Origin of the sequence: Thorsellia kenyensis, from assembly GCF_042432445.1 — a bacterium.
Taxonomy (GTDB): Bacteria; Pseudomonadota; Gammaproteobacteria; order Enterobacterales; family Thorselliaceae; genus Thorsellia; species Thorsellia kenyensis.
On record NZ_JBHLXE010000105.1, the window covers coordinates 19,931 to 41,513 of the forward strand.

18 protein-coding genes, 2 pseudogenes and 1 other annotated feature (1 of these 21 only partly in view) are annotated in these 21,583 nt (G+C 35.6%); of the genes and pseudogenes, 17 read left to right on the forward strand and 3 right to left on the reverse strand.

Annotated elements, in window-relative coordinates; translation table 11 throughout:
• Positions 1-33: a sequence feature (Thr leader region), on the reverse strand (it extends 79 nt beyond the left edge of the window).
• 210 nt (positions 34-243) lie between these two features.
• Complete coding sequence (gene metJ, locus ACFFIT_RS10740) at positions 244-561, reverse strand: met regulon transcriptional regulator MetJ (RefSeq protein WP_385877670.1); 318 nt, start codon at positions 559-561, stop codon at positions 244-246.
• Between the two features lie 302 nt (positions 562-863).
• On the opposite strand from metJ, the gene metB reads away from it, so the two are divergent.
• The 6 genes and pseudogenes from metB (at position 864) to ACFFIT_RS10770 (ending at position 5,983) form a co-directional block, all read left to right on the forward strand.
• On the forward strand, positions 864-2,033 hold the full coding sequence (metB, locus tag ACFFIT_RS10745) for a cystathionine gamma-synthase (RefSeq protein WP_385877671.1): 1,170 nt from the start codon (positions 864-866) through the stop codon (positions 2,031-2,033).
• 95 nt (positions 2,034-2,128) lie between these two features.
• The gene (gene metF, locus ACFFIT_RS10750) at positions 2,129-3,034 is read left to right on the forward strand and encodes a methylenetetrahydrofolate reductase (protein WP_385877672.1); all 906 of its coding nucleotides are present in this window, start codon (positions 2,129-2,131) and stop codon (positions 3,032-3,034) included.
• Between the two features lie 126 nt (positions 3,035-3,160).
• A complete protein-coding gene (locus tag ACFFIT_RS10755) occupies positions 3,161-3,748 on the forward strand; it encodes an HAD-IA family hydrolase (protein ID WP_385877673.1) in 588 nt (195 codons plus the stop codon).
• Positions 3,745-4,179, forward strand: a complete 435-nt coding sequence (dtd, locus tag ACFFIT_RS10760; protein ID WP_385877674.1) for a D-aminoacyl-tRNA deacylase — start codon at positions 3,745-3,747, stop codon at positions 4,177-4,179. The genes ACFFIT_RS10755 and dtd overlap by 4 nt, the downstream gene beginning before the upstream one ends.
• A gap of 213 nt (positions 4,180-4,392) precedes the next feature.
• Positions 4,393-5,169 (forward strand): annotated as a pseudogene (ygiD, locus tag ACFFIT_RS10765) (4,5-DOPA-extradiol-dioxygenase); the annotation flags it as partial.
• 595 nt (positions 5,170-5,764) lie between these two features.
• Positions 5,765-5,983 carry a YdcF family protein gene (locus ACFFIT_RS10770; protein ID WP_385877675.1) on the forward strand — a complete coding sequence of 73 codons (219 nt, stop codon included), beginning with the start codon at positions 5,765-5,767 and terminating at the stop codon, positions 5,981-5,983.
• Positions 5,984-6,406: 423 nt separating this feature from the next.
• On the opposite strand, the gene ACFFIT_RS10775 is transcribed toward ACFFIT_RS10770, so the two are convergent.
• Positions 6,407-7,633, reverse strand: a complete 1,227-nt coding sequence (locus tag ACFFIT_RS10775) for an ROK family protein (protein WP_385877676.1) — start codon at positions 7,631-7,633, stop codon at positions 6,407-6,409.
• Positions 7,634-8,012: 379 nt separating this feature from the next.
• Here ACFFIT_RS10775 and nagE point away from each other — a divergent pair.
• Together nagE and ACFFIT_RS10785 are read left to right on the forward strand one after the other, a co-directional pair.
• Positions 8,013-9,458, forward strand: a pseudogene (gene nagE, locus ACFFIT_RS10780) (N-acetylglucosamine-specific PTS transporter subunit IIBC); the annotation flags it as partial.
• Between the two features lie 159 nt (positions 9,459-9,617).
• Positions 9,618-10,253, forward strand: a complete 636-nt coding sequence (locus tag ACFFIT_RS10785) for a copper homeostasis protein CutC (RefSeq protein ID WP_385877678.1) — start codon at positions 9,618-9,620, stop codon at positions 10,251-10,253.
• A 163-nt stretch (positions 10,254-10,416) separates the two neighbouring features.
• On the opposite strand, the gene ACFFIT_RS10790 is transcribed toward ACFFIT_RS10785, so the two are convergent.
• Positions 10,417-12,027, reverse strand: coding sequence for a multicopper oxidase family protein (locus tag ACFFIT_RS10790; RefSeq protein WP_385877679.1), 1,611 nt, complete (start codon positions 12,025-12,027; stop codon positions 10,417-10,419).
• 266 nt (positions 12,028-12,293) lie between these two features.
• Between ACFFIT_RS10790 and ACFFIT_RS10795 the strand changes: the two genes are divergently transcribed.
• The 9 genes from ACFFIT_RS10795 to hscA all read left to right on the forward strand — a co-directional run bounded on the left by ACFFIT_RS10795 (position 12,294) and on the right by hscA (position 21,583).
• Positions 12,294-12,983, forward strand: coding sequence for a heavy metal response regulator transcription factor (locus ACFFIT_RS10795; RefSeq protein WP_385877680.1), 690 nt, complete (start codon positions 12,294-12,296; stop codon positions 12,981-12,983).
• On the forward strand, positions 12,967-14,532 hold the full coding sequence (locus tag ACFFIT_RS10800) for a heavy metal sensor histidine kinase (RefSeq protein ID WP_385877681.1): 1,566 nt from the start codon (positions 12,967-12,969) through the stop codon (positions 14,530-14,532). Before ACFFIT_RS10795 ends, ACFFIT_RS10800 begins: the two co-directional genes overlap by 17 nt.
• A gap of 253 nt (positions 14,533-14,785) precedes the next feature.
• The gene (locus ACFFIT_RS10805; protein WP_385877682.1) at positions 14,786-15,661 is read left to right on the forward strand and encodes a TrmJ/YjtD family RNA methyltransferase; all 876 of its coding nucleotides are present in this window, start codon (positions 14,786-14,788) and stop codon (positions 15,659-15,661) included.
• Between the two features lie 472 nt (positions 15,662-16,133).
• Positions 16,134-16,622: an Rrf2 family transcriptional regulator gene (locus ACFFIT_RS10810; protein ID WP_385877683.1), complete on the forward strand. Its 489-nt coding sequence runs from the start codon at positions 16,134-16,136 to the stop codon at positions 16,620-16,622.
• Positions 16,623-16,739: 117 nt separating this feature from the next.
• The gene (locus ACFFIT_RS10815) at positions 16,740-17,963 is read left to right on the forward strand and encodes an IscS subfamily cysteine desulfurase (protein ID WP_385877684.1); all 1,224 of its coding nucleotides are present in this window, start codon (positions 16,740-16,742) and stop codon (positions 17,961-17,963) included.
• A 146-nt stretch (positions 17,964-18,109) separates the two neighbouring features.
• Positions 18,110-18,496 carry a Fe-S cluster assembly scaffold IscU gene (gene iscU / locus ACFFIT_RS10820; RefSeq protein WP_385877685.1) on the forward strand — a complete coding sequence of 129 codons (387 nt, stop codon included), beginning with the start codon at positions 18,110-18,112 and terminating at the stop codon, positions 18,494-18,496.
• A 169-nt stretch (positions 18,497-18,665) separates the two neighbouring features.
• Positions 18,666-18,989 (forward strand): iron-sulfur cluster assembly protein IscA, encoded by a 324-nt coding sequence (iscA, locus tag ACFFIT_RS10825; protein ID WP_385877686.1) that lies wholly within the window; start codon positions 18,666-18,668, stop codon positions 18,987-18,989.
• 61 nt (positions 18,990-19,050) lie between these two features.
• On the forward strand, positions 19,051-19,581 hold the full coding sequence (gene hscB / locus ACFFIT_RS10830; protein WP_385877687.1) for a Fe-S protein assembly co-chaperone HscB: 531 nt from the start codon (positions 19,051-19,053) through the stop codon (positions 19,579-19,581).
• A gap of 136 nt (positions 19,582-19,717) precedes the next feature.
• Positions 19,718-21,583 carry a Fe-S protein assembly chaperone HscA gene (hscA, locus tag ACFFIT_RS10835; protein WP_385877688.1) on the forward strand — a complete coding sequence of 622 codons (1,866 nt, stop codon included), beginning with the start codon at positions 19,718-19,720 and terminating at the stop codon, positions 21,581-21,583.

Here is a 21,583-nt window from a genome sequence, read left to right on the forward strand (position 1 = left end):
TGGTGATAATGGTCATAATGGTCATATTAATACGAGAGAAAGTCATAAACATCCTAAGATTTGTGTTGAACTTAGATTAGTAATACAATTAATTAAGTTACTTTTTAAAAGAAAATCGAACAATTGTCAAATGATAATTTATCTAAATAAGGAGTTATTCAGCAAATGATAGGGGAAAAAACTCTCTTTTGTTTTAACTGAACAAAATTAAACCATTTTGTCAATTTACACTGACTCCGTGCGCTAATACTCCCAAGTATCAGGATCTATACCTAACTCCTTCATTGCTTCTTTAGCCGCCATAGGAATATCGTCTGCTTTATCTTTTTGTAAATCATCGTCACTTGGTAACGGTTGACCTGTATATGCATGCAAAAAAGCCTCACACAATAATTCACTGTTTGTAGCATGCCGTAGATTATTCACTTGGCGTCTAGTTCGCTCATCGGTTAAGATTTTTAATACATTGGTTGGTACAGATACCGTTATTTTTTTTACTTGCTGACTTTTTTTGCCCTGCTCTGCATAAGGGCTAATATACTCACCATTCCATTTTGCCATGATTGGGTATCCTTGGAGAAGGAGTTAATACCAGTGAACATTCCGTTGAGCACTGAAATAAACTCAAATAAATTCTAAAGAGTTATCTAACATATTTTTCATTCCCACTATTCTACTCATTTTTATGCTATTACTCAAATAGAAGTCATTTGCACTTAACTTTTTAGACGTCTAGACGTTTTTACCGCTAAAAACAATTGACGAAAACCTATTTTCCCATTAGTCTACTCATACAGATTAAGAATTACTCTTTTTTGTTATTTATTAACTATTTTCTTTTACTTTTTCACGAGAAGGAACTTATGCACGATTTTTCATCAAAACACATAGAAACAGAAAGCGTCCGTGGGGGACTGAATCAAGACGAACAATATGGATGTGTCGTCCCCCCCATTTATCTTTCCAGTACATACACATTCAGTGGCTTTAATCAACCAAGAGCTCATGATTACTCAAGGCGAGGCAATCCATCAAGAGACTTAGTACAAAATACGCTTGCCAAACTCGAAGGTGGCCAAGGCGCAATAATGACCAGTAGTGGAATGTCTGCAATTAATTTGCTTTGCACTGTTCTCCTCAAGCCTGGAGATTTACTTATCGCACCTATTGATTGCTATGGTGGAAGCTATCGACTCTTTGATAGCCTAGCCAAACGAGGGGCGTTTGATGTTTTGTTTATCGATCAGCGTTGTCCTATTCAACTAAAGAGTATTTTACAAAAAAAACCTAAAATGGTATTGATTGAAACGCCCAGTAATCCACTTTTAAATATTGTCGATATTGAAGCAGTCGCCCAGATAGCTCATGAAGCTGGCAGTACCGTTGTAGTTGATAATACTTTTTTAAGCCCTGTCCTACAAAAACCTTTAGCACTGGGTGCTGATATTGTTGTGCATTCTTGCACAAAATATCTTAATGGCCACTCGGATGTAGTTGCTGGTGCAGTCATCTGCAAAGACCCAGCTGTTTCAATGGAAATGGCATGGTGGGCTAATAATATCGGTGTTACTGGAGCTGCTTTTGATAGTTATTTATTATTACGAGGCATAAGAACACTAGTTCCACGCATCAGACAACAGCAAGAAACCGCAGAAAAAATCGCTAAATTCCTTGATGAACATCCTCTGATCCATCGCGTATACTACCCCGGTTTAGAGTCGCATGAAGGACATGAGCTGGCTAAACGCCAACAGCAAGGATTTGGGGCTATGCTCAGTTTCGAATTAAATATTGAAGAGAGTGAATTTGAGACATTTCTAAATGCACTCAACTATTTTACATTAGCAGAATCTTTAGGCGGAGTTGAGAGTTTAATTTCACATACCGCCACAATGACGCACGCAGGTATGTCTGCGCAAGCAAGAGTGGAAGCAGGCATTAAAAATAATTTATTTAGGTTATCCGTTGGTTTAGAGTCTTCAGAAGACCTACTTTCAGATTTAGCTACTGCTTTGTCATACTTTAAACCATAAAGGCAAAAAATAATGCAACAAAGATTTTTAAAGTACTATATTTATACCCATTAACAATACAGGCAAAATACTTTTCAATCATAAAGGATGTCAATATGTCTTTTTTTTATGCGCAGCACAGCGAAGCTCTAAACCAAAATCTTGCCTCTTTGCAAGGCAAGATAAATGTCTCATTTGAATTTTTCCCACCTAAAACGGAAGAAATGACCAATACACTTTGGCAATCGATTGAACGTTTAAGCACATTGAAGCCCAAATTTGTTTCAGTGACTTATGGTGCTAATTCAGGGGAAAGAGACAGAACACACAGCATCATCAAAGAAATTAAGAATAAAACGGGACTCATCGCAGCTCCACATTTGACCTGCATTGACGCATCCAAAGAAGAGCTAATCCAAATTGCAAAAGATTATTTTGATAATGGCATAAGGCATATCGTTGCGCTTAGAGGAGATCTCCCCCCCAATAGTGGGAAACCTGATATGTATGCAGCAGATCTTGTCACTTTATTAAAATCTGTCGCGGATTTTGATATTTCAGTTGCTGCTTATCCAGAAGTACACCCTGAGGCTAAAAATGCCAAATCCGATTTGATTAATTTAAAAGCGAAGCTTGATGCGGGCGCGAATAGAGCAATTACCCAATTTTTCTTTGACATCGAAAGTTACCTGCGTTTTCGTGATCGCTGCGTCGCTATCGGTATCGATGCAGACATTATCCCTGGCATATTGCCAGTGTCAAATTTTAATCAACTTCAAAAATTTGCCACAATGACCAATGTCAAAGTACCTGACTGGTTGAAAAATATGTTCATTGGATTAGATAACGATCCTGAAACTCGTAAAATGGTTGGTGCGTCTGTTGCTATGGAAATGGTTAAAATCTTAAGTCGTGAAGGAGTCAAAGATTTTCATTTCTACACACTTAACCGCGCAGAACTCAGCTATGCCATTTGTCATACACTAGGAGTTAGGCCAGATTTACAAGCAACAAGCAAATAGTCAAAATATATGGTCGGCTTATTATGTTATAAAAGGAAACACCATCCTTACTAAAGTCAGATAGGGATAAGATATTAAGACTAGTAAATCTATAAGTTACAGAAAAAAATACTCTACATCTTTGACTTGGGTAACGTGCTTATTAACATTGATTTTAATCGAACTTTATCTCTATTTAGCCATTATTCTGACCGTTCACTTGCAGAGTTACAGCAAAAATTTTCCATGGATGACGCTTTTTGTCTGCATGAAAAAGGGCTACTCAGTGATAAAGATTTTGCACTACATATAAATCAATCTCTAAAGATTAATTTATCCTTTGAAGAGTTTCTCGAAAGTTGGTGTGCATTACTTATCGATATTAAACCTCAGATAATTGATCTTTTACACTCACTCAAAATGAATAACCATCGCCTAGCCATGTTATCAAACACAAACCATGCACATACACTCTATTGGAAAAAAGCATTCAGTGAATTGCTCCCCTTTTTTGATAAGATATTTCTTTCCCATGAAATGGGTATGAGAAAACCTGATGCCGAAATTTATCTAAAAGTTCTTGAAGTCATGCAACACCCAAAAGAAAATGCCCTCTTTTTTGATGATAATAAGAATAATATTGACGCTGCATGGCACATTGGTTTACCGTCTTTACATATTGAACGACATGAGCAATTGACAAAATACTTCAAAGCAAAAGGACTTTTACCATGATAGCCCTGATACAAAGAGTTCGACAAGCAAGAGTTGAAATAAATAATGACTGTGTAGGTAAAATTAATCAAGGGATATTGATATTACTAGGTGTTGAAGCCTCTGATAATAAGGTGCATGCAGATAAGTTACTACATAAGATCCTTAATTATCGACTTTTCAGTGATAAAGCAGGAAAAATGAATTTATGTGTCAAAGACATTCAAGGAGAAATTTTAGTGGTGTCTCAATTTACTTTGGTGGCTCAAACTGATAAAGGATTAAGACCCAGCTTCACCAAAGGAGCCCCCCCTGCACTAGCTGAAGAATTATATGATTATTTTGTTCAGCAAGCAAAAGAGCAGGTCCCCACACAAACAGGTCAATTTGCTCAAGATATGCAAGTTTTTTTACAAAACGATGGTCCTGTAACTTTCACCCTTCAAGTATGATAGAAAAACTCAGATCTTTTTTATAAAAAAGAGTGAAAAAAACACGCTGAAGCACACAATTAGTATAAAATAAACATATAGACAAGATATTAAGCATTTAATTAACAATAGTTCCCACTGAGTCAAGATGAGTGACAGGACAAGTCGCTGTTAATGATCTCCTATGTATACTAAAGAGAATAACTAATTACCTGTATGAAGAAAGAAATTTTAATGCCGGCCCTCTTTATTGGTCACGGCTCACCGATGAATGCCATTACATTAAATCGCTTTAGTTTAAGTTGGTACCAACTCGGTCAGCAATTGCCTAAGCCTAGAGCAATATTAGTTATCTCTTCACACTACATCACTCATGGAATGACTTCTATTACAGCAATGGATAGACCTAAAACTATCCATGATTTTGTAGGTTTTCCTAATGAACTCGTTGAGCTTGAATATTCAGCCAAAGGTTCTCCCTTTATGGCTTCTCATATTGTAAAATCGTTAGAAGAGTTCACCCCAATCTATGAAGACTACACGGATTGGGGATTAGATCATGGCGCTTGGAGCATATTGAGTCATATGTACCCAGATGCAGATATACCTGTCTTAGAACTGAGCTTAGACATATCAAAGCCACCCGCTTTTCATCATGAATTTGGTAGAGCGCTTAGCGAATTGAGACGCCAGGGGATACTTCTTATTGGTACAGGCAATGTGGTCCATAATTTAAGACAATTGAAATGGGAAATAGATCAGTCACCTTATACTTGGGCAGAAAATTTTAATCAATTTGTCCTAGACAATTTAGATAGCCATGCCTTTACAGAAAATCACCCGCTAGTCAATTTTCAATCTCATCCTGATGCCCTTTTGGCACACCCAACTTTAGAGCACTATCTACCTATGCTGTATATTTTAGGTGCTTGGACAGGTAGAGAAAAACTCCAGCTATTCAATAATACCATTTTGCAAGGTTCGTTGAGTATGCTCTCATTTATGGTAGGCGATGAAGAGCTGAATCTCTCCTTAGAAGCTAAAAATATTCAAGGGGCAGCTTATGGGACATATGAGCTTCCATCTAGACTAGAATTAGACTTTTTTGAAGAGGCGCCTCATAATCAAACCAATGACTCTAATTTGGTAATAGGTTCAGACGTACCCACTTTGAATAATAGTTTGGCAGTTACTGATTCTAACGATTTTGTGCCTTCTGTTGACAACAAAAATGGCAACTCTGTTTCAGAACATTTATTAAGAAAAAACATCGGCCATAAATCGAACCAGCATCACCCATCAGAAAAAAAACACGGTTTTCTAAGGCAAAAAATAAGCTCAGTTGCGAAGAAACTCGTTCGTAATAGGGGATAATTAACACTATATCGCTAATTACAATTCTGAGTTGTATCTCAATATCTTGATAGCCAATAACTTAATTGAGTATGTCAGGTTCAACTCTAGGTCAGTTATAATTTATCTCTAACCACAACACTGGCAAAAAATTATAAATTGCATACTCAAGATCTTTAATTAAGCGCATCATCAATATTAACTTTTATTTCAATTAGCTTAAAATTCAAAAACATTAAGATACTGTTTTAATTTGCTCATCCAAAAGGGCATCAACCCCGCTAGAATCATTGAAGAAAATTATGCATTATCAAAAGTAGAAAATGCATTATATTCAGCTTTTGGTTTAGCAAAACATGATATTGCACATGCAAAAATTATCAGATCAGCAAGTCATGTACGCAGGGGACAAGTGGTTTTCAAATTAGCGACACAGCAAACAGGGCAAATGATATCTATTTTAATACAGTAAGCTATGCTGATAAACCAATTAAAGATTTAGCTCAAGCCAATGAAAAAGAAAATACAGGCATTTACCGAAATGCATTGAAAACAATGGGTCTTTGGAACTATAGAGCGTCTCTATTGCTAGAAAAATAAATATATGATAAATCGCACCTCTAAGAACTTGGCTAATTTTTTTGGGAACCTCGGCTGACTTTGCCTCTTTGTTTCAAAACTCCATCAGCATAAAACTAATATCAAATCACATTTTATCTTCAGAAATATAATCTATATGCTAGTTTCTAAATTCATGACATTTGAATTACTTTATAATCAATTTTCTCTTCAATTAAATTATCTAAGACAATCTCAACTTGTCATGAAGTTATATTACGTCTCCATTATTCATAGTTTTCAAATAAAAGTTAACAACGAGAACAAAGAGTGATATTTAATATGTTTTTTTCATTTCAATTAGTTGACTCAGTAGCTCACCGTTTAATAATCTTCGTTTAACTAACGCAAATGCGCCTAAGGTAGAATCATGCCTTAGCTCTGCAATAGAAATTTCAGTACTTTTATTAAAATTATCAAGGCTCTCTTTTTCAACTACCCGTTGTATGGATGAGAGTAAAAGTGCTTCCGCTTGAATCAACTCGCCAGTAATCACAATTTTTTGGGGATTTAACAAATTGATCAAAATTGCAATCACTTTACCTAGGTTATTCCCTGCTTCTTTAATAATATTCATAGCAATTTTGTCATTTTTTATGGCTAAACTGCTGATTTGAGTAATAGACATATCCCTCGTAAGAAGAGTATCAGCCCCCTCATCTAATAATCTAGCGACTTTTTCTTTTATCGTTTTATTAGCAACCACGGTTTCAAGACAACCAAATTGCCCGCAGTGACATTTAGGTCCTAACGGATCGATTTGGATATGACCTATTTCTGCTAAATTACCTTTTTGCCCCAATAAAATTTCACCATTCAAAATAATCCCGGCTCCAACACCATGATGAATACTGATAAGAATAGAGTCCCTTACATCTTGAGTACTACCAAAATAGTGCTCTGCTAGGGCAAGACTTCGAACATGGTTACCGATATAGATTTGACAATCAAAATGCGAGGATAATTTTGACACTAAGTCCCACTTATTAACAGCAAGGTGAGGTAAATAATAAACCACATCCCCTATGATCCCAGGCATCGTGACACTGATTGCAATTTTTCTTTTAATTATATGGCTGTTTTCTAAAATAAATGTTTCTAAAGAGTGAACCAAAAACTCCTCAAGAGAAACTAAATCTTCATATATAAGCGCATGATTTTTTTTTACGAGTAACTTAGCATTCAGTGTATATAGACCAATATCTAAATTATCCCTGCCTAATCTTACCCCAATAACATGAAAATTTTCTGAGGCGAGTTCTAACGAAACAGGCCTTCTTCCCCCTGTAGAGACTTGATGTTCTATCTCATTTATCAAACCAATATGCTCAAAAGAACGAATTATTTTTGTGATACTCGCTGGTGCTAATTGGCTTTTTTGTGATAGTTGTATTCTTGCAATAGGCCCTTCTTTGTCAAGAACTTGGTACACCGCAGCATAATTAAGTCGTTTGACTAAATCAAAATGCCCGAGAACCGGTGTGTAAGAAGCAGGTAAAATCATAATTCATCCTTAGAAATACATCACAGTGTAAATATTTTCCAAAATTTGCTTAATATTAACACAAATTATAGCAATCGAAAAATAATAGCAACTGCTTTTTTCAAATTACATCAGCTAGTTAAGTGTAACAGTAACGAAAAAATGCAATCAAACATTACAACTTCACCTTATTTCTCACCGCAAAATAAGAAAGCCATAATAGTTTAATTTTTAGGGAATATAACAGTTTTTATTCTTTTATATTGATATGAGTCACAAATAAATGAATAATTATTTTGATTAGTAAAATAATTACTTTAAGATAAAAGTAGCACCATAGAAAATGGGTATCTAAATTTTTTAAAATCATGGCATTTAAGATTAACTAAGTGAGGTAATTATGGGTATTTTAAAATATTTTCAGCGCATCGGAGCTGCCCTGATGGTTCCCGTCGCAGTGCTACCTGCCGCGGCAATATTAGTAGGTATTGGGTATTGGATAGACCCCAATTGGGGCGAGAAAAGTGCATCCGCAGCATTATTAATTAAGTCAGGAGGGGCTATCTTAGACAATATGCCGATGCTATTTGCTATTGGTCTCGCTTTTGGGATGTCAAATGATAAACATGGTTCTGCTGCCTTGACAGGTTTTGTCTCTTTTATGGTGGTGTTGACTTTATGCTCACCCGAAACCATTTCTCAAATCATTGGAATCCCTAGTGAAGAAGTCCCTACTGCTTTTAAAAGCATAAATAATCAATTCGTTGGTATTTTAGTGGGCGTGATTTCCGCTGCGTTATATAATCGTTTTTATGAAGTTCAATTACCCCAAGCATTTTCTTTCTTCAATGGTAAACGACTAGTTCCAATTATATCCTCTTTTGTCATGATAGGTTTAAGTTTCATTCTTATGTATGTCTGGCCTTATATTTATGATGCATTGGTTGCTTTTGGAAACTCAATTAAAGACATGGGATCGGTGGGCGCAGGCGTTTATGCTTTTTTCAATCGTTTGCTTATCCCTGTAGGCCTTCATCATGCACTAAACTCTGTGTTTTGGTTTGATGTAGCTGGAATAAATGATATTAAAAACTTCATAGATGGCCAAGATGCGATTGATGCAGGTGTTGCAATCGTGGGTGTTACAGGCCGTTATCAAGCTGGGTTCTTCCCCATCATGATGTTTGGTTTACCCGGCGCTGCATTGGCCATGTATCATTGTGCTCGCCCTGAAAATAAGACTAAAATCGCGGGAATATTTCTTGCCGGTGGATTTGCCTCATTCTTTACTGGTGTGACGGAACCCTTAGAATTTGCTTTCATGTTTGTAGCACCCGTACTTTATGTTATGCATGCATTATTAACAGGTCTATCTGTCTTCATCGCTGCACACATGGAATGGATGGCAGGATTTGGATTTAGTGCAGGTCTTGTAGATATGTTGCTTTCAGCACGTAATCCTTTGGGTGTAAAGTGGTATATGCTGATCGTTCAGGGTCTCGCATTTTTCGGTATATATTATGTGCTATTCCGTTTTATGATAAAAGCATTGAACCTTCTCACACCGGGTCGTGAAAAAGAGAGCAACTCTGCTAAAAGTTCCACCAAAACTACTGAGAATTTAGAAAGTCTTGCTATAGGCTATTTAAATGTTGCAGGTGGATGGGATAATGTTCTTGCAATTGATGCATGTATTACTCGTTTAAGATTAACTGTTAAAGACAATTCAATCATTGATGAAGCGACAGCTAAAGAGCTAGGTGCGTCAGGAGTTGTAAGACCTGGCGCTGGTGCTGTTCAGATTGTTGTAGGAATGAAAGCAGAATTGATCGCTGGGGCGATGAAAAAGTTGCCTCGTTAATCGCTAAGTCATATACCGACAATTAATTGATTAAAGCGCCTGGAATTTTCCGGGCGTTTTATTTTATTACGTGGCATTTTATTTTATTACGTGGCATTTTATTTAATAATAATTTTATTTATGTTAGTAGATAAAGGAGTCGATATGAACCGAAAAATCATTAAAGAAGCATGTGTGGGAAGCTATGAAGAAGCCATGGATGCTTATAAAAAAGGGGCTTCTCGAATTGAGTTATGTGCTGATCTTAACGTTGGTGGCGTTACTCCTTCATTTGGAACCATCAAGCAAAGCATAAAAAATATTCCTTTACCCATTTTTGTACTCATTCGTCCAAGAGCTGGTGATTTTTTTTATACCGATGATGAATTTGAAGTCATGCGTAATGACATCAAAATAAGCAGAGAAATAGGAGCTACAGGTGTTGTATTTGGGGCACTTACAAATAACAAATTACTAGATATGAGAATTCAATTACTTATAGATGAAGCTGATGGTTTAGAAAAAACATTTCATAAAGCATTTGATGAAGTAGAGGATAAACAACAACTCTTAGAACAACTCATTGCGCTCAAATTTCATAGAATATTGTCATCGGGATCTAAATCCAGTTTCTTTGATGGACTGGAAAACCTTAAAATACTTCTAAAAAGGGCAGAGCAACGAATTAAGTTAGTCGCTTGCGGGGGAATAACAGAACATAATTTAGAATATGCAATAAACAATCTAGAAACGAACGAATTTCATGGAAAGTTAATTGTTGGAAAACTTAATAATAGGTAATGAGGACAACATAGCCAGATAATAGCTAAAAAACTAAACCAAGTGCAAGACAAAAATCAACTCAATTCAAATTACAACCTCTTAAACTGAGTTGATTTAGATTGACTGAACCAATATGGGCTCAATTTCTACATAGATGAAAATATCCTAGTGAAATCGCACATTACAACACCTCAACTTGTCCCATCATTCCAGCATCCTCATGCTCTAATATATGACAATGGAACATTCTAATTCCTGTATGATTCTGTTGAGTCAAGACTCGGATGGTTTCTCCTGGTCTAACATTAATCGTATCTTTGAACAAGGTGAAGGGAGGTTTACTGACAACACCATTATTTTCAAATTCAATGACTTGAAATTGAGGTCCATGCAAGTGGAAATTATGATCCATATGACTTTGGTTAGTAATTTCCCATAACTCAACTTCCCCCTTATTCATCTTAAAATCAATTCGGTTCATGTCATGTGATTGACCATTAATCAAAAATTTTAAAGGTGCCATTTCTTCAGAGAAAATGACTTTGCGAGTAACACTTGGCTTAGGGAGTGGCGTAATATCTGTTAGAGTACTAGGCAGTTTTATTCGTGTACCTACTTTAGGATGTATTTGGGCTAGAACTAAATCAACTTCTTTAGGCACAGGTCCCATCTTATCTCTATCATAGGCTGAAGCCATCAGTGAAAAAATCTTATCAGATTTAGGGGTTACAACAATCTCAGCTCTTTCTCCTGGAGTCAGAAGAAGTGACTCTATTTGTTGAGGAGATTCAATTAATCCCCCATCCGTTGCCACTAAATACACCTCAACCATTTCTTTGGGAAAAGAAAAATTAAGATATCTTGCAGAATTACCATTAATGAGTCTCCACCTTTGAGTGCCATCAAGCTCGATTTCTGGTTCCCACTGACCGTTAATTAGTGCAAATTGCCCTTCTCTTCCATTCATGATATCAATCATATCATTTTCTGCAATTTGACCATTTTTATCGAGTTTTAAGTCGCTAAAAAAAAGTGTTTGCTCTGGAATATGGGCTAATGGATCATTAGAATTTTTAATTATAAAAGCACCTGCAAGCCCTTTAGCTACTTGAGTACTAGTTCTTAAATGCGTATGTGGATGAAACCAATGCGTACCCGCCATATCTTCATTTGTAGTAAATTCATAAGTCCTTTGCGCATTTGGAGCTATAGGATCTTGGGGATTTCCATCTTGTGAAGGAGGAATAGCCAACCCATGCCAATGCACTGTTGTGTCTTCATTTAATCTATTCTTTACGGTAATTTCAACTTTATCTCCCGCATTAACTTCTATCAAGGGAAGAATTTCTCCGTTATAAAGCCATAACTCAGGAGAGGCTTTATCAGACATTCTTTTAACTGACTGCTTTGGTTCCAAAATAGCTTTAAAAACTCCTTTTTCAGTGCTCATGTTTTGAATTGTAATTAATGGTTTTAAGGGTTGATTTCTAGCTACCCCAAAATAACTCGCAGGAGTCAACCTATCTTTTGAAGCTTTTTTCATACCATGCATACCATGCATATCATGCATATCATTATGAGAGGAAACCTTAGTGTCGGAGGATATCATTTTCTGATTTCCTGAATGCTTTACCTGATTATTAAGACTATTTTTTGTATGTTCTGCACCATGAGAATAATGTTTATGATGATTCATAGAATTCTTACTCGGCAAAGTATCTGCAGATGAAGCAAATAAATTCTGAGAAAGTAGACTCATCACAGTGAGTAAAGTTAATTGAGTTAATTTCATATTATCTCCAATAGATTTAATAATGCATGCTTTGCTACTTGTGTTTTCTTAACTTATCAGTTAATCGAAAAACTATTCGTTTGATTCATTTTTTATAATATTAACATATAGTTAATGACAAATCGCCTACAAATTGATGACAATATTGTCATAATTACTCTAACATTACTCTTTTAAATGAGAATATGGTAACTTAACGAAGCTAAAGCGCCTTAATATCTCGCGCTCATTTTTTTATGATCGAACAGCTCGAAAGGATTGAATAAGTGAAAGTATTAATCATCGAAGATGAAATAAAAATAGGCTTATACATAAAACAAGGATTAGAGGAATCTGGATTTTCTGTAGATATTGCTAAAGAAGGTAAGCAAGGGCTTGAATTAGCCTTAACAGGAAATTATGATTTGGCGATTATTGATATTATGCTTCCTGGCATGAATGGTTGGGATATCACTAAACGCTTAAGAAAAACTGACCTTTTTATGCCTATACTCATTTTGACTGCAAGAGATTCACTTGAAGACAAAGTAAAAAGCTTTAATCTGAAGGCCGATGATTATCTAGCCAAACCTTTTGCCTTTGCTGAATTGTTAGCAAGAGTCAATAGCTTGCTGAGAAGAAGTCAATTAACCTTTAATCAACCAAATGAAGAGCTTTTTCTACAAATTTCCGATCTGACTATTGATAAATTAAAGCGTACAGTCACTAGAGGAGGGAAAATAATTCATCTAACTCCAAAAGAATATAACTTACTTTTACTGCTTATTGAAAATTCGTCACAAATACTCACGCGTTCCGTCATAGCCTCTCGGATTTGGGATATCAATTTTGATAGTGATACCAATATTATTGATGTCGCCATTAAACGACTGAGGCAAAAAATTGACAGTGAATCAGAGATTAAATTAATCCACACTAAAAGAGGCATGGGATACTACTTTGAAGCACCCTCATAGAACATTTGTCTTTAAATTATCTATGGCAAAATATTTAACACTTGTTGTTGGAACAAGTGTACTTTGTCTATTTTTACTGATGACATTTATTGTCGAAAGGAGTATCACGCATCACTTTATTGTCCAAGATAGAACACAATTAGAATCAGTCGCTAATTCACTTTTAGGTAATAAAAATAAAATGCAAAAGATGATGTTAGCTAATCTGCTCAATAACTCTTTTGGAATACATCACTCTTTTTTTATAATTACTTCTTCGAGTATTATAAATAAAAAAGGAGAAAACAAAACCCTTAATACAATACTTCATCCATTAGTTATTGAAGAAAATATCTGGCCTGAACTCAAAAAAATAATCATCAATTCAAGAATTTTACAAACAACCGATAGCCTAGATAACTTATTTAAAAATAATACCTTAGAACCTTTTCGCCATGACTTATATACATGGAATATAAATAACACAAATTACCGCGTATTAATTGTAAAAGAAGTGGATTATGCAAAAAAGAAAAATAATTATCTTCTAAACAGCACTAAGCCTCATCAGTTAAATAAAGAACAGCCACCATTAAATTCAGCAATCATTGTCGGTTTAGATATCAGTTTTCATCAAGAATATTTAAAAGAACTCAGATATCAACTAATCAGTTTAGCACTTATTATCTCTTTTTTGTCAATGATAATAGTCCACTATTTGATTAAACGAGGATTAATTCCTATCAAAGCTATAAGCGATGAGATTAAAGCGGTGCAAGGAGGCCATTTAAGTACTCGGATCAGTGATGAACCTTACCCAATTGAATTAAAACCTTTAATCGCTTCATTTAACCACCTGATGTGGAAACTAGATACCTTTTTTGAGCAACAAGCCAGATTTAGTGAAGACATTGCTCATGAGTTAAGAACTCCAATGACTAATTTAATTACTCAAACACAAATCATATTACAAAAAGAGAGAAATAAAGAAGAATACCAAGAAGCTCTCTATGGTAATTTAGAGGAGTTTGAAAGATTATCAAAAATGGTGAACGATATGCTTTTTTTGGCAAATACCGATGCGCTGGATAATTTGCCCGATGTCGAGCAAATCAACTTGATAGAGTTAGTCAATGAAACCATTGACTATTTTGATGCATTAAGTGAAATAAATCAGCAAAAGATTTACTTTGACATTTCAGGAATTATGCAACAGCAAACAAATTTATCTGGCAATAAATCAATGTTAAAAAGAGCAATTTCAAATATCTTGTCTAATGCCTTTAAATACTCTATTCCTCATACGGATATTTTGGTAGCGACAAAAGTCCAGGATGATAAAATTGTCATCTCTTTTACAAATCAAATTGAAAAAAATCTCTCAAATGAACAACTCTGCAAACTATTTGATAGATTTTACCGAGTAGATCCCTCCAGAAATAATAACGAAGGAAAACTGACTAGCATCGGTATAGGTTTAGCCATGACAAAAGTAATCATCAATGCCCATAAAGGTTCAATTGAGGTCAGCTGCCAAGACTTGAAATTTTCAATCTCAATTAGTATATGAAAACTTCAAAAATAACTATATATTTAACATGATGAGATACAACTATAAATTTCCACAATAGGGAAATCACTATATCGAACCACATTACTTTCATTGTTCTAATAAAGCTTAGGTTTGTGGCAAATTTGCTACATCCTTTTAATACTAGAGAATAAAAATATGATATGATCTGAAAAAAACGTCCATAAAGTTTTTAATAAGATCAGTAGTTTTATGCACCCATTTCTTTAATTCTATAAAAAATGACAACCATATGTTAGAAAATATCCGAATAGTACTTGTTGAAACCTCTCATAACGGCAACATAGGCTCAGTAGCCAGAGCAATGAAAACCATGGGACTACATGATTTATACTTAGTTAACCCAAAGGCAAATATTGATTCTCATGCCGTGGCTTTGGCCGCTGGAGCGAGTGATATTATTGGTCAAGCCAAAATAGTTAGCTCCCTAGAAGACGCTATCACAGGATGTGAATTAGTTCTTGCAACAAGTGCACGTTCAAGAACACTGGATTGGCCTATTGTCACTGCAAGAGAAGCGGGTATAAAAATTATTGATGAAGCCCAAAAGGCTAAAGTAGCAGTCGTGTTTGGTCGAGAAAGAAGTGGCTTAACAAATGCGGAGCTCCAACTCTCCCATTTTCATCTAGCTGTAGATACAAATCCTCTCTACAGCTCACTTAATTTAGCGATGGCCGTTCAAATCGTTACTTATGAGATACGCACAGCATGGCAAATAGTCATAAACCCACAAGAGAAAGATACCCCAATATCTATTAAGCTTTTTGACAAAAAACAAAATAACAATAACAATAACAATAACAATAATACAGCAGATGGATTAGCTAAAAAAGAGCATGAAATGTACCCTCCAGTCGAAGATTTGGAACGTTTTTATGATCATTTAGAAACCGTACTACAAAAAAGCCACTTCATTCGAAAGTCTCATCCGGGCCAAATAATGGCTAGACTCAGAAGATTATATGCCAGAGCAAGGCCTAATTTGCAGGAATTAAATATTTTAAGGGGGATTCTTGCATCTGTAGAAAAATTTTTACCCGAAGAGTTAGCTAATGATATCGACCTCAAAGAGCTAAGTCATCAGCCTTCTGATTCAAATCCAAAATAAACAATTAACTGTTCATACTTCAAAAAACGAGGGATTAAAACACAATAAGAAGATTCCTAGCACCTTCGCTCATTATTTGTGGATTAAATCACACTTAAAAAATCAGATTGTCAATACCCTTAAGATGAAACAATATTTGGACAGACTATTTTTTAGAATAATGTTATTTTTTTCGCCTATAGCATTACTGCTTGTTGACACATAACCGCTTAGTAAAACAATAATTTAATTCTTTTAGAGAAAAAAACTCTCTTAAAGTAAGAGAGTCAGTACAAAGATATATAATCAATAAATCAGAAAATTAGTTTCATTGGCAATATAAAAACACTAAAATTTACACTTATTAACCAAAGTTAACACTATTTACCTCTTATAATAGTTGACTATTTTACTCAGATAAATGACAATACCTGAGTTAATTACTCAACTATTTTTTTCTGGTGTGAAAAATGATAATAAGAGAACGCAGGAAATGAAAATCTCCGCCAAAGGTAGATATGCTGTAACTGCAATGTTTGATGTCGCAATACATGAGTATTCCGGTCCGGTACCTTTAACTGCAATAGCTGACAGGCAAGATATATCCTTATCTTATCTAGAGCAGTTGTTCAATAAGCTAAGGCGAGCTGAATTAGTTAAGAGTGTCCGTGGGCCTGGAGGTGGTTATCTTCTTAATAAAACAAAAGATGAGATAACTATTGGTGAGATTATTCTGGCAGTAAACGAAAATATTGATACGACTAAATGTCATAATGATGACATTGGTTGCCAGGATGGCAAACGTTGCTTAACTCATACCATTTGGCATCAATTAAATCATCAAATAAGTGATTTCTTGAATGCCATCACATTAGGCAATATGGTAGAAAATCAAGAAGTTTTAAAAGTCATAGAACGACAAGCTAAAAAGCCTATTGAATTGCCAGGTGAATTAAAAAACATCTCGGTTAAATCAATTTAGTTATGACTAAATAGAGCTATACTTAACAAAACGTAACGCTAAGTAATAAAGCATTTAACTAATTTAAACCAACAATTGTTGTATTTATAAGAATAAGCAAATACCCAAGAGGATACTATGCAAAGACCTATTTATTTAGATTATGCAGCAACAACGCCTACGGATGCGAGAGTTGCAAATAAAATGATGCAATTTTTAACGCCAGATGGCATTTTTGGTAACCCGGCATCAAGATCGCATAGTTTTGGTTGGGATGCTCAAGATGCAGTAGAACACGCAAGAGAGCAAGTTGCTCAATTAATTGATGCCAACGCAAAAGAAATCGTTTTCACATCGGGGGCAACTGAATCAATCAACCTAGCACTCAAAGGTGCTTGCGACTTTTACCAAAAATCTAAAGGTAAACATATTATTACAAGTAAGACAGAGCACAAAGCAGTTCTAGACACATGTAGACAACTGGAAAGAGAAGGATTTGAGGTGACTTATCTCTCTCCTAACGCTTCGGGTTTTATTGAGCTTGACACATTTAAAGCCGCGTTAAGAAGTGATACTGTTATTGCCTCAATTATGCTGGTTAATAATGAAATTGGAGTTATTCAAGACATCAAAGCCTTAGGGACCATATGCCGAGAAAATGGTACTATCTTTCATGTAGATGCGACACAAGCAATAGGACGTATTGAAGTTAATGTGAATGATATCCCAGTTGATTTGATGTCATTCAGTAGCCATAAAGTGTATGGACCGAAAGGTATTGGTGCACTTTACGTTAATAGAAAACGTAAACCTAGAATTCGTTTGGAAGCGCAACAACATGGTGGTGGTCACGAGGGAGGCTTAAGATCGGGTACTCTGCCTGTTCATCAAATTGTTGGTATGGGTGAAGCGTATCATTTAGCCAAACTAGAAATGAAAGAAGAGAGTCTTAGATTAAACAGTTTACGTTTAAGACTTTGGGAAGGGATAAAAGATATCGAGGAAGTATACCTCAATGGCTCTTTAGATAACTCAGCACCACATATTCTAAACGTGAGCTTTAACTACGTTGAAGGGGAATCATTAATCATGGCATTAAAAAATATCGCCGTGTCTTCTGGTTCTGCTTGTACATCAGCGAGTTTAGAGCCTTCATATGTATTAAGAGCTTTAGGCTTAAATGATGAACTAGCACATAGTTCAATTCGTTTCTCATTCGGTCGCTTTACTACAGAAGCAGATGTAGACTATGCAATCAAATTAGTTCATCAGTCTATTGGTAAATTACGTGACTTATCTCCGCTATGGGATATGTTTAAAGCAGGAATAGATTTATCTAAAGTAGAATGGGTTGAACACTGATACCATTAAGGTATCGTGCAAAAATTAGAAAATTTGAATTTTTGAGACCCCAAATAATCAAGCATAATTCACTAATTTAGATGTTTTTGTTGAAACCTTTAAATTAGACACTATATATAACACTAAATTCATCAAGGAGTACTCTTATGGCGTACAGTGAAAAAGTTATCGACCATTATGAAAACCCACGTAATGTAGGTTCATTTGACAGTGAAGACCCTTCCGTTGGAAGTGGAATGGTCGGTGCGCCTGCGTGCGGTGATGTAATGAAATTACAAATTAAAGTTAATGAACAAGGTATCATTGAAGATGCTAAGTTCAAAACTTATGGATGCGGTTCAGCAATTGCTTCTAGTTCACTGGTTACCGAGTGGATGAAAGGTAAATCGCTTGATGAAGCCGCAGAAATAAAAAATACGGATATTGCTGAAGAGTTGGAACTTCCTCCTGTGAAGATCCACTGTTCAATTTTAGCAGAGGATGCGATAAAAGCCGCGATAACGGACTATAAAAACAAAAATAATAAATCGTAAATAAACATAGCATGATAATATGTTTTAGCTAAGTATTTTAGCCGGTAATAAGTTAAAATAGACACCTTTGTTTTATTCTAATTAATTTTATTAACAATAAAATATATTATTTATACTAATTTGCAGTGTGCTAACACCTAATATGACATTTTGAAGGACATCTTATTTTATGGCTATACATCTAACTGATAATGCGGCGAACCGTATCAAATCTTTCCTCGATAATCGAGGTAAAGGCTTTGGATTACGTTTAGGCGTGAGAACATCAGGTTGTTCTGGTATGGCTTATGTGCTTGAGTTTGTTGATGAAACTCAGGACGATGATGAGGTGTTTTCTGAAAAAGGTGTCAATATTGTAGTTGATGCTAAAAGCTTAGTTTACATTGATGGAACTGAACTTGATTTTGTTAAAGAAGGTCTTAATGAAGGCTTCAAGTTTAATAATCCAAATGTAAAAGACGAGTGCGGTTGCGGCGAAAGTTTTACGATTTAAGTGTTTTTAAGTAGTTATTATATTGATGTAAAAACTCTTTTTTCTTAAATGATATATTCACATGGACTATTTTAAACTATTTGATTTATCAGAGGACTTCTTTATTGATATCTCTGATCTTACGGAAATTTATCAAGAAAAACAACGCCTTTACCACCCTGACCGTTTTGCATCAGCTGACGATAAGGAAAAATTAAGTGCTTTACAGATGGCCACAGAAATTAATGCGGCTTACCAGACACTTAAAGATCCTTTAACGCGTGCGGGGTATCTACTTCAATGTAAAGGGATTGATGTGCAAAATGAAGCCCTGACGTTGAAAGATAATAAATTTTTAACCCATCAATTTGAATTGAGAGAAAAAATTGATTCTTTACAAACAAATAGAAATTTGAGTCACGAAGATTTGTTAGTGGAGTTGACAATTTTAGTTCAACAAATTGATGTTGAGCAGCGCAATCTTAAGAATGAGTTATTCACAGCTGTGGATTACAGTAACTGGGAAAATGCAGCTGACAGTCTTCGTAAATTAAAATATTACGAACGTTTACTTGGACTTATTGATGATTTCGAAGAGAAACTAGCCTCCTAAATGCTCTCAATAATGAGGCTTAATTGAAAGGCTACTTTTTAGTGATCATTACAATCGTTATTTTTATGCGGAGCTCTGCTCCGCTTAATTTTTATTGCTATAACTGTTGATTTTAAATATCTATTGTAGGGTACTCATGGCATTATTACAAATCAGTGAACCGGGTATGGCACCGGCACCTCACCAAAAAAAAATTGCAATCGGTATTGATCTCGGGACAACCCATTCTCTAGTAGCTGCAGTGCAAAGTGGTTTAGCAAAGCCACTCATTGATGAAAAGGGCAATAGTCTGCTTCCCTCTGTCGTCAATTATCAAAAAGATCAAACGACTGTAGGTTACAAAGCATTAAATAATGCCAGTTTAGACCCAGAAAATACGATCATTTCCATTAAACGCTTAATGGGAAAAAACCTTAATGATATAAATCAGCGTTACCCTAATCTACCTTACGAATTCCAAGCAGATGAAAAAAATATGCCCCGCATTTTAACAACGCAAGGGCTCAAACATCCCGTAGAAATTTCAGCAGACATATTAAAGGCACTCGTGCAAAGAGCAGAATTGACTTTAGGTGATACAGTTAACGGTGTTGTTATTACTGTACCAGCCTATTTTGATGATGCTCAAAGGCAAGCAACTAAAGATGCTGCCCATGTCGCAGGATTAAATGTGTTAAGGTTGCTAAACGAGCCTACAGCCGCTGCAATAGCTTATGGACTTGATAGTCAAGAAGAAGGAATTATTGCTGTCTATGACTTAGGTGGAGGTACATTTGATGTCTCTTTGCTTAAATTGCATAGAGGTGTATTTGAAGTCTTAGCGACAGGAGGAGACTCTGCTCTTGGAGGCGATGATTTTGATGTTCTGCTTGCTGATGAGATCATTAATGCATTAAATATCGATGTTTCAATAAAATCGGACTCAAAACGTTATCGAGAACTCATTGATATTACCATAAAAACCAAAAAACAGCTCAGTGATTCACAAGAGTGTAATGTCCTATTTGAAGGTAAAAGTTGCCTCATCACAAGAGATAGATTTGAATCATTAATTTCAGCTCTAGTCAAAAAATCACTCTTAGTTTGCCGGCGTAGTTTAAAGGATGCAGGACTAGATGCTTCAATGGTCGATAATGTCGTGCTGGTGGGAGGATCGACGCGAGTTCCATATATTCGAGAACAAGTAGGGGAATTTTTCCAAAAGCCCCCTTTAACCTCCATAGATCCTGATGAAGTTGTTGCAATTGGCGCTGCAATTCAAGCGGATATACTTATTGGCAATAAACCTGACAGTGATATGCTCCTTTTAGATGTAATCCCTTTGTCGTTAGGCATCGAAACCATGGGGGGATTAGTAGAAAAAATCATCCCTAGAAACACGACGATTCCTATCGCACGAGCACAGGAATTCACAACGTACCAAGACGGTCAAACAGGTATGTTTTTTCATGTTGTGCAGGGAGAAAGAGAACTGGTTGCAGATTGCCGATCTTTGGCAAAATTCAGTTTAAAAGGTATTCCGCCTATGGCTGCCGGCGCAGCACATATTAGAGTTACCTTTCAGGTCGATGCTGATGGACTCTTAAGTGTCAGTGCGATAGAAAAATCGACTCAAGTACAAGCTGCGATACAAGTTAAACCCTCTTATGGACTATCTGATTCGCAAATAGCTGATATGCTCAAATCTTCAATAGCGAATGCAAAAGAAGATATTCAAAAGCGCCTATTTTTTGAAAAAAAAATCGATGCACAACGTTTAATTGAAAGTGTTGAGGCGGCTTTGAATCAAGATAAAAACTTACTTAACGATGCTGAATTGACTGCTATTTATTCAGCAATCACTGCCCTTCAAACAATCATAGAGCAACAAGATAATTATGAAACGACTCAATTAGAGAGTGCCATTAAAAAACTCAGTGATGATACTGAATATTTTGCTGCTAAAAGAATGGATAATGCAATCGCCCATGCCCTAAAAGGCCAATCGATTGATAAAATTTAG

What these genes read in the sequence shown, in the direction of transcription:
- ACFFIT_RS10785 (WP_385877678.1), top strand. Translation starts at nt 9,618, where the DNA reads ATGAACCGAAAAATCATTAAAGAAGCATGTGTGGGAAGCTATGAAGAA.
- dtd (WP_385877674.1), top strand. Translation starts at nt 3,745, where the DNA reads ATGATAGCCCTGATACAAAGAGTTCGACAAGCAAGAGTTGAAATAAAT.
- metJ (WP_385877670.1), bottom strand. Translation starts at nt 561, where the DNA reads ATGGCAAAATGGAATGGTGAGTATATTAGCCCTTATGCAGAGCAGGGC.
- metF (WP_385877672.1), top strand. Translation starts at nt 2,129, where the DNA reads ATGTCTTTTTTTTATGCGCAGCACAGCGAAGCTCTAAACCAAAATCTT.
- ACFFIT_RS10775 (WP_385877676.1), bottom strand. Translation starts at nt 7,633, where the DNA reads ATGATTTTACCTGCTTCTTACACACCGGTTCTCGGGCATTTTGATTTA.
- iscA (WP_385877686.1), top strand. Translation starts at nt 18,666, where the DNA reads ATGGCTATACATCTAACTGATAATGCGGCGAACCGTATCAAATCTTTC.
- ACFFIT_RS10810 (WP_385877683.1), top strand. Translation starts at nt 16,134, where the DNA reads ATGAAAATCTCCGCCAAAGGTAGATATGCTGTAACTGCAATGTTTGAT.
- hscA (WP_385877688.1), top strand. Translation starts at nt 19,718, where the DNA reads ATGGCATTATTACAAATCAGTGAACCGGGTATGGCACCGGCACCTCAC.
- metB (WP_385877671.1), top strand. Translation starts at nt 864, where the DNA reads ATGCACGATTTTTCATCAAAACACATAGAAACAGAAAGCGTCCGTGGG.
- iscU (WP_385877685.1), top strand. Translation starts at nt 18,110, where the DNA reads ATGGCGTACAGTGAAAAAGTTATCGACCATTATGAAAACCCACGTAAT.
- hscB (WP_385877687.1), top strand. Translation starts at nt 19,051, where the DNA reads ATGGACTATTTTAAACTATTTGATTTATCAGAGGACTTCTTTATTGAT.
- ACFFIT_RS10805 (WP_385877682.1), top strand. Translation starts at nt 14,786, where the DNA reads ATGTTAGAAAATATCCGAATAGTACTTGTTGAAACCTCTCATAACGGC.
- ACFFIT_RS10815 (WP_385877684.1), top strand. Translation starts at nt 16,740, where the DNA reads ATGCAAAGACCTATTTATTTAGATTATGCAGCAACAACGCCTACGGAT.
- ACFFIT_RS10790 (WP_385877679.1), bottom strand. Translation starts at nt 12,027, where the DNA reads ATGAAATTAACTCAATTAACTTTACTCACTGTGATGAGTCTACTTTCT.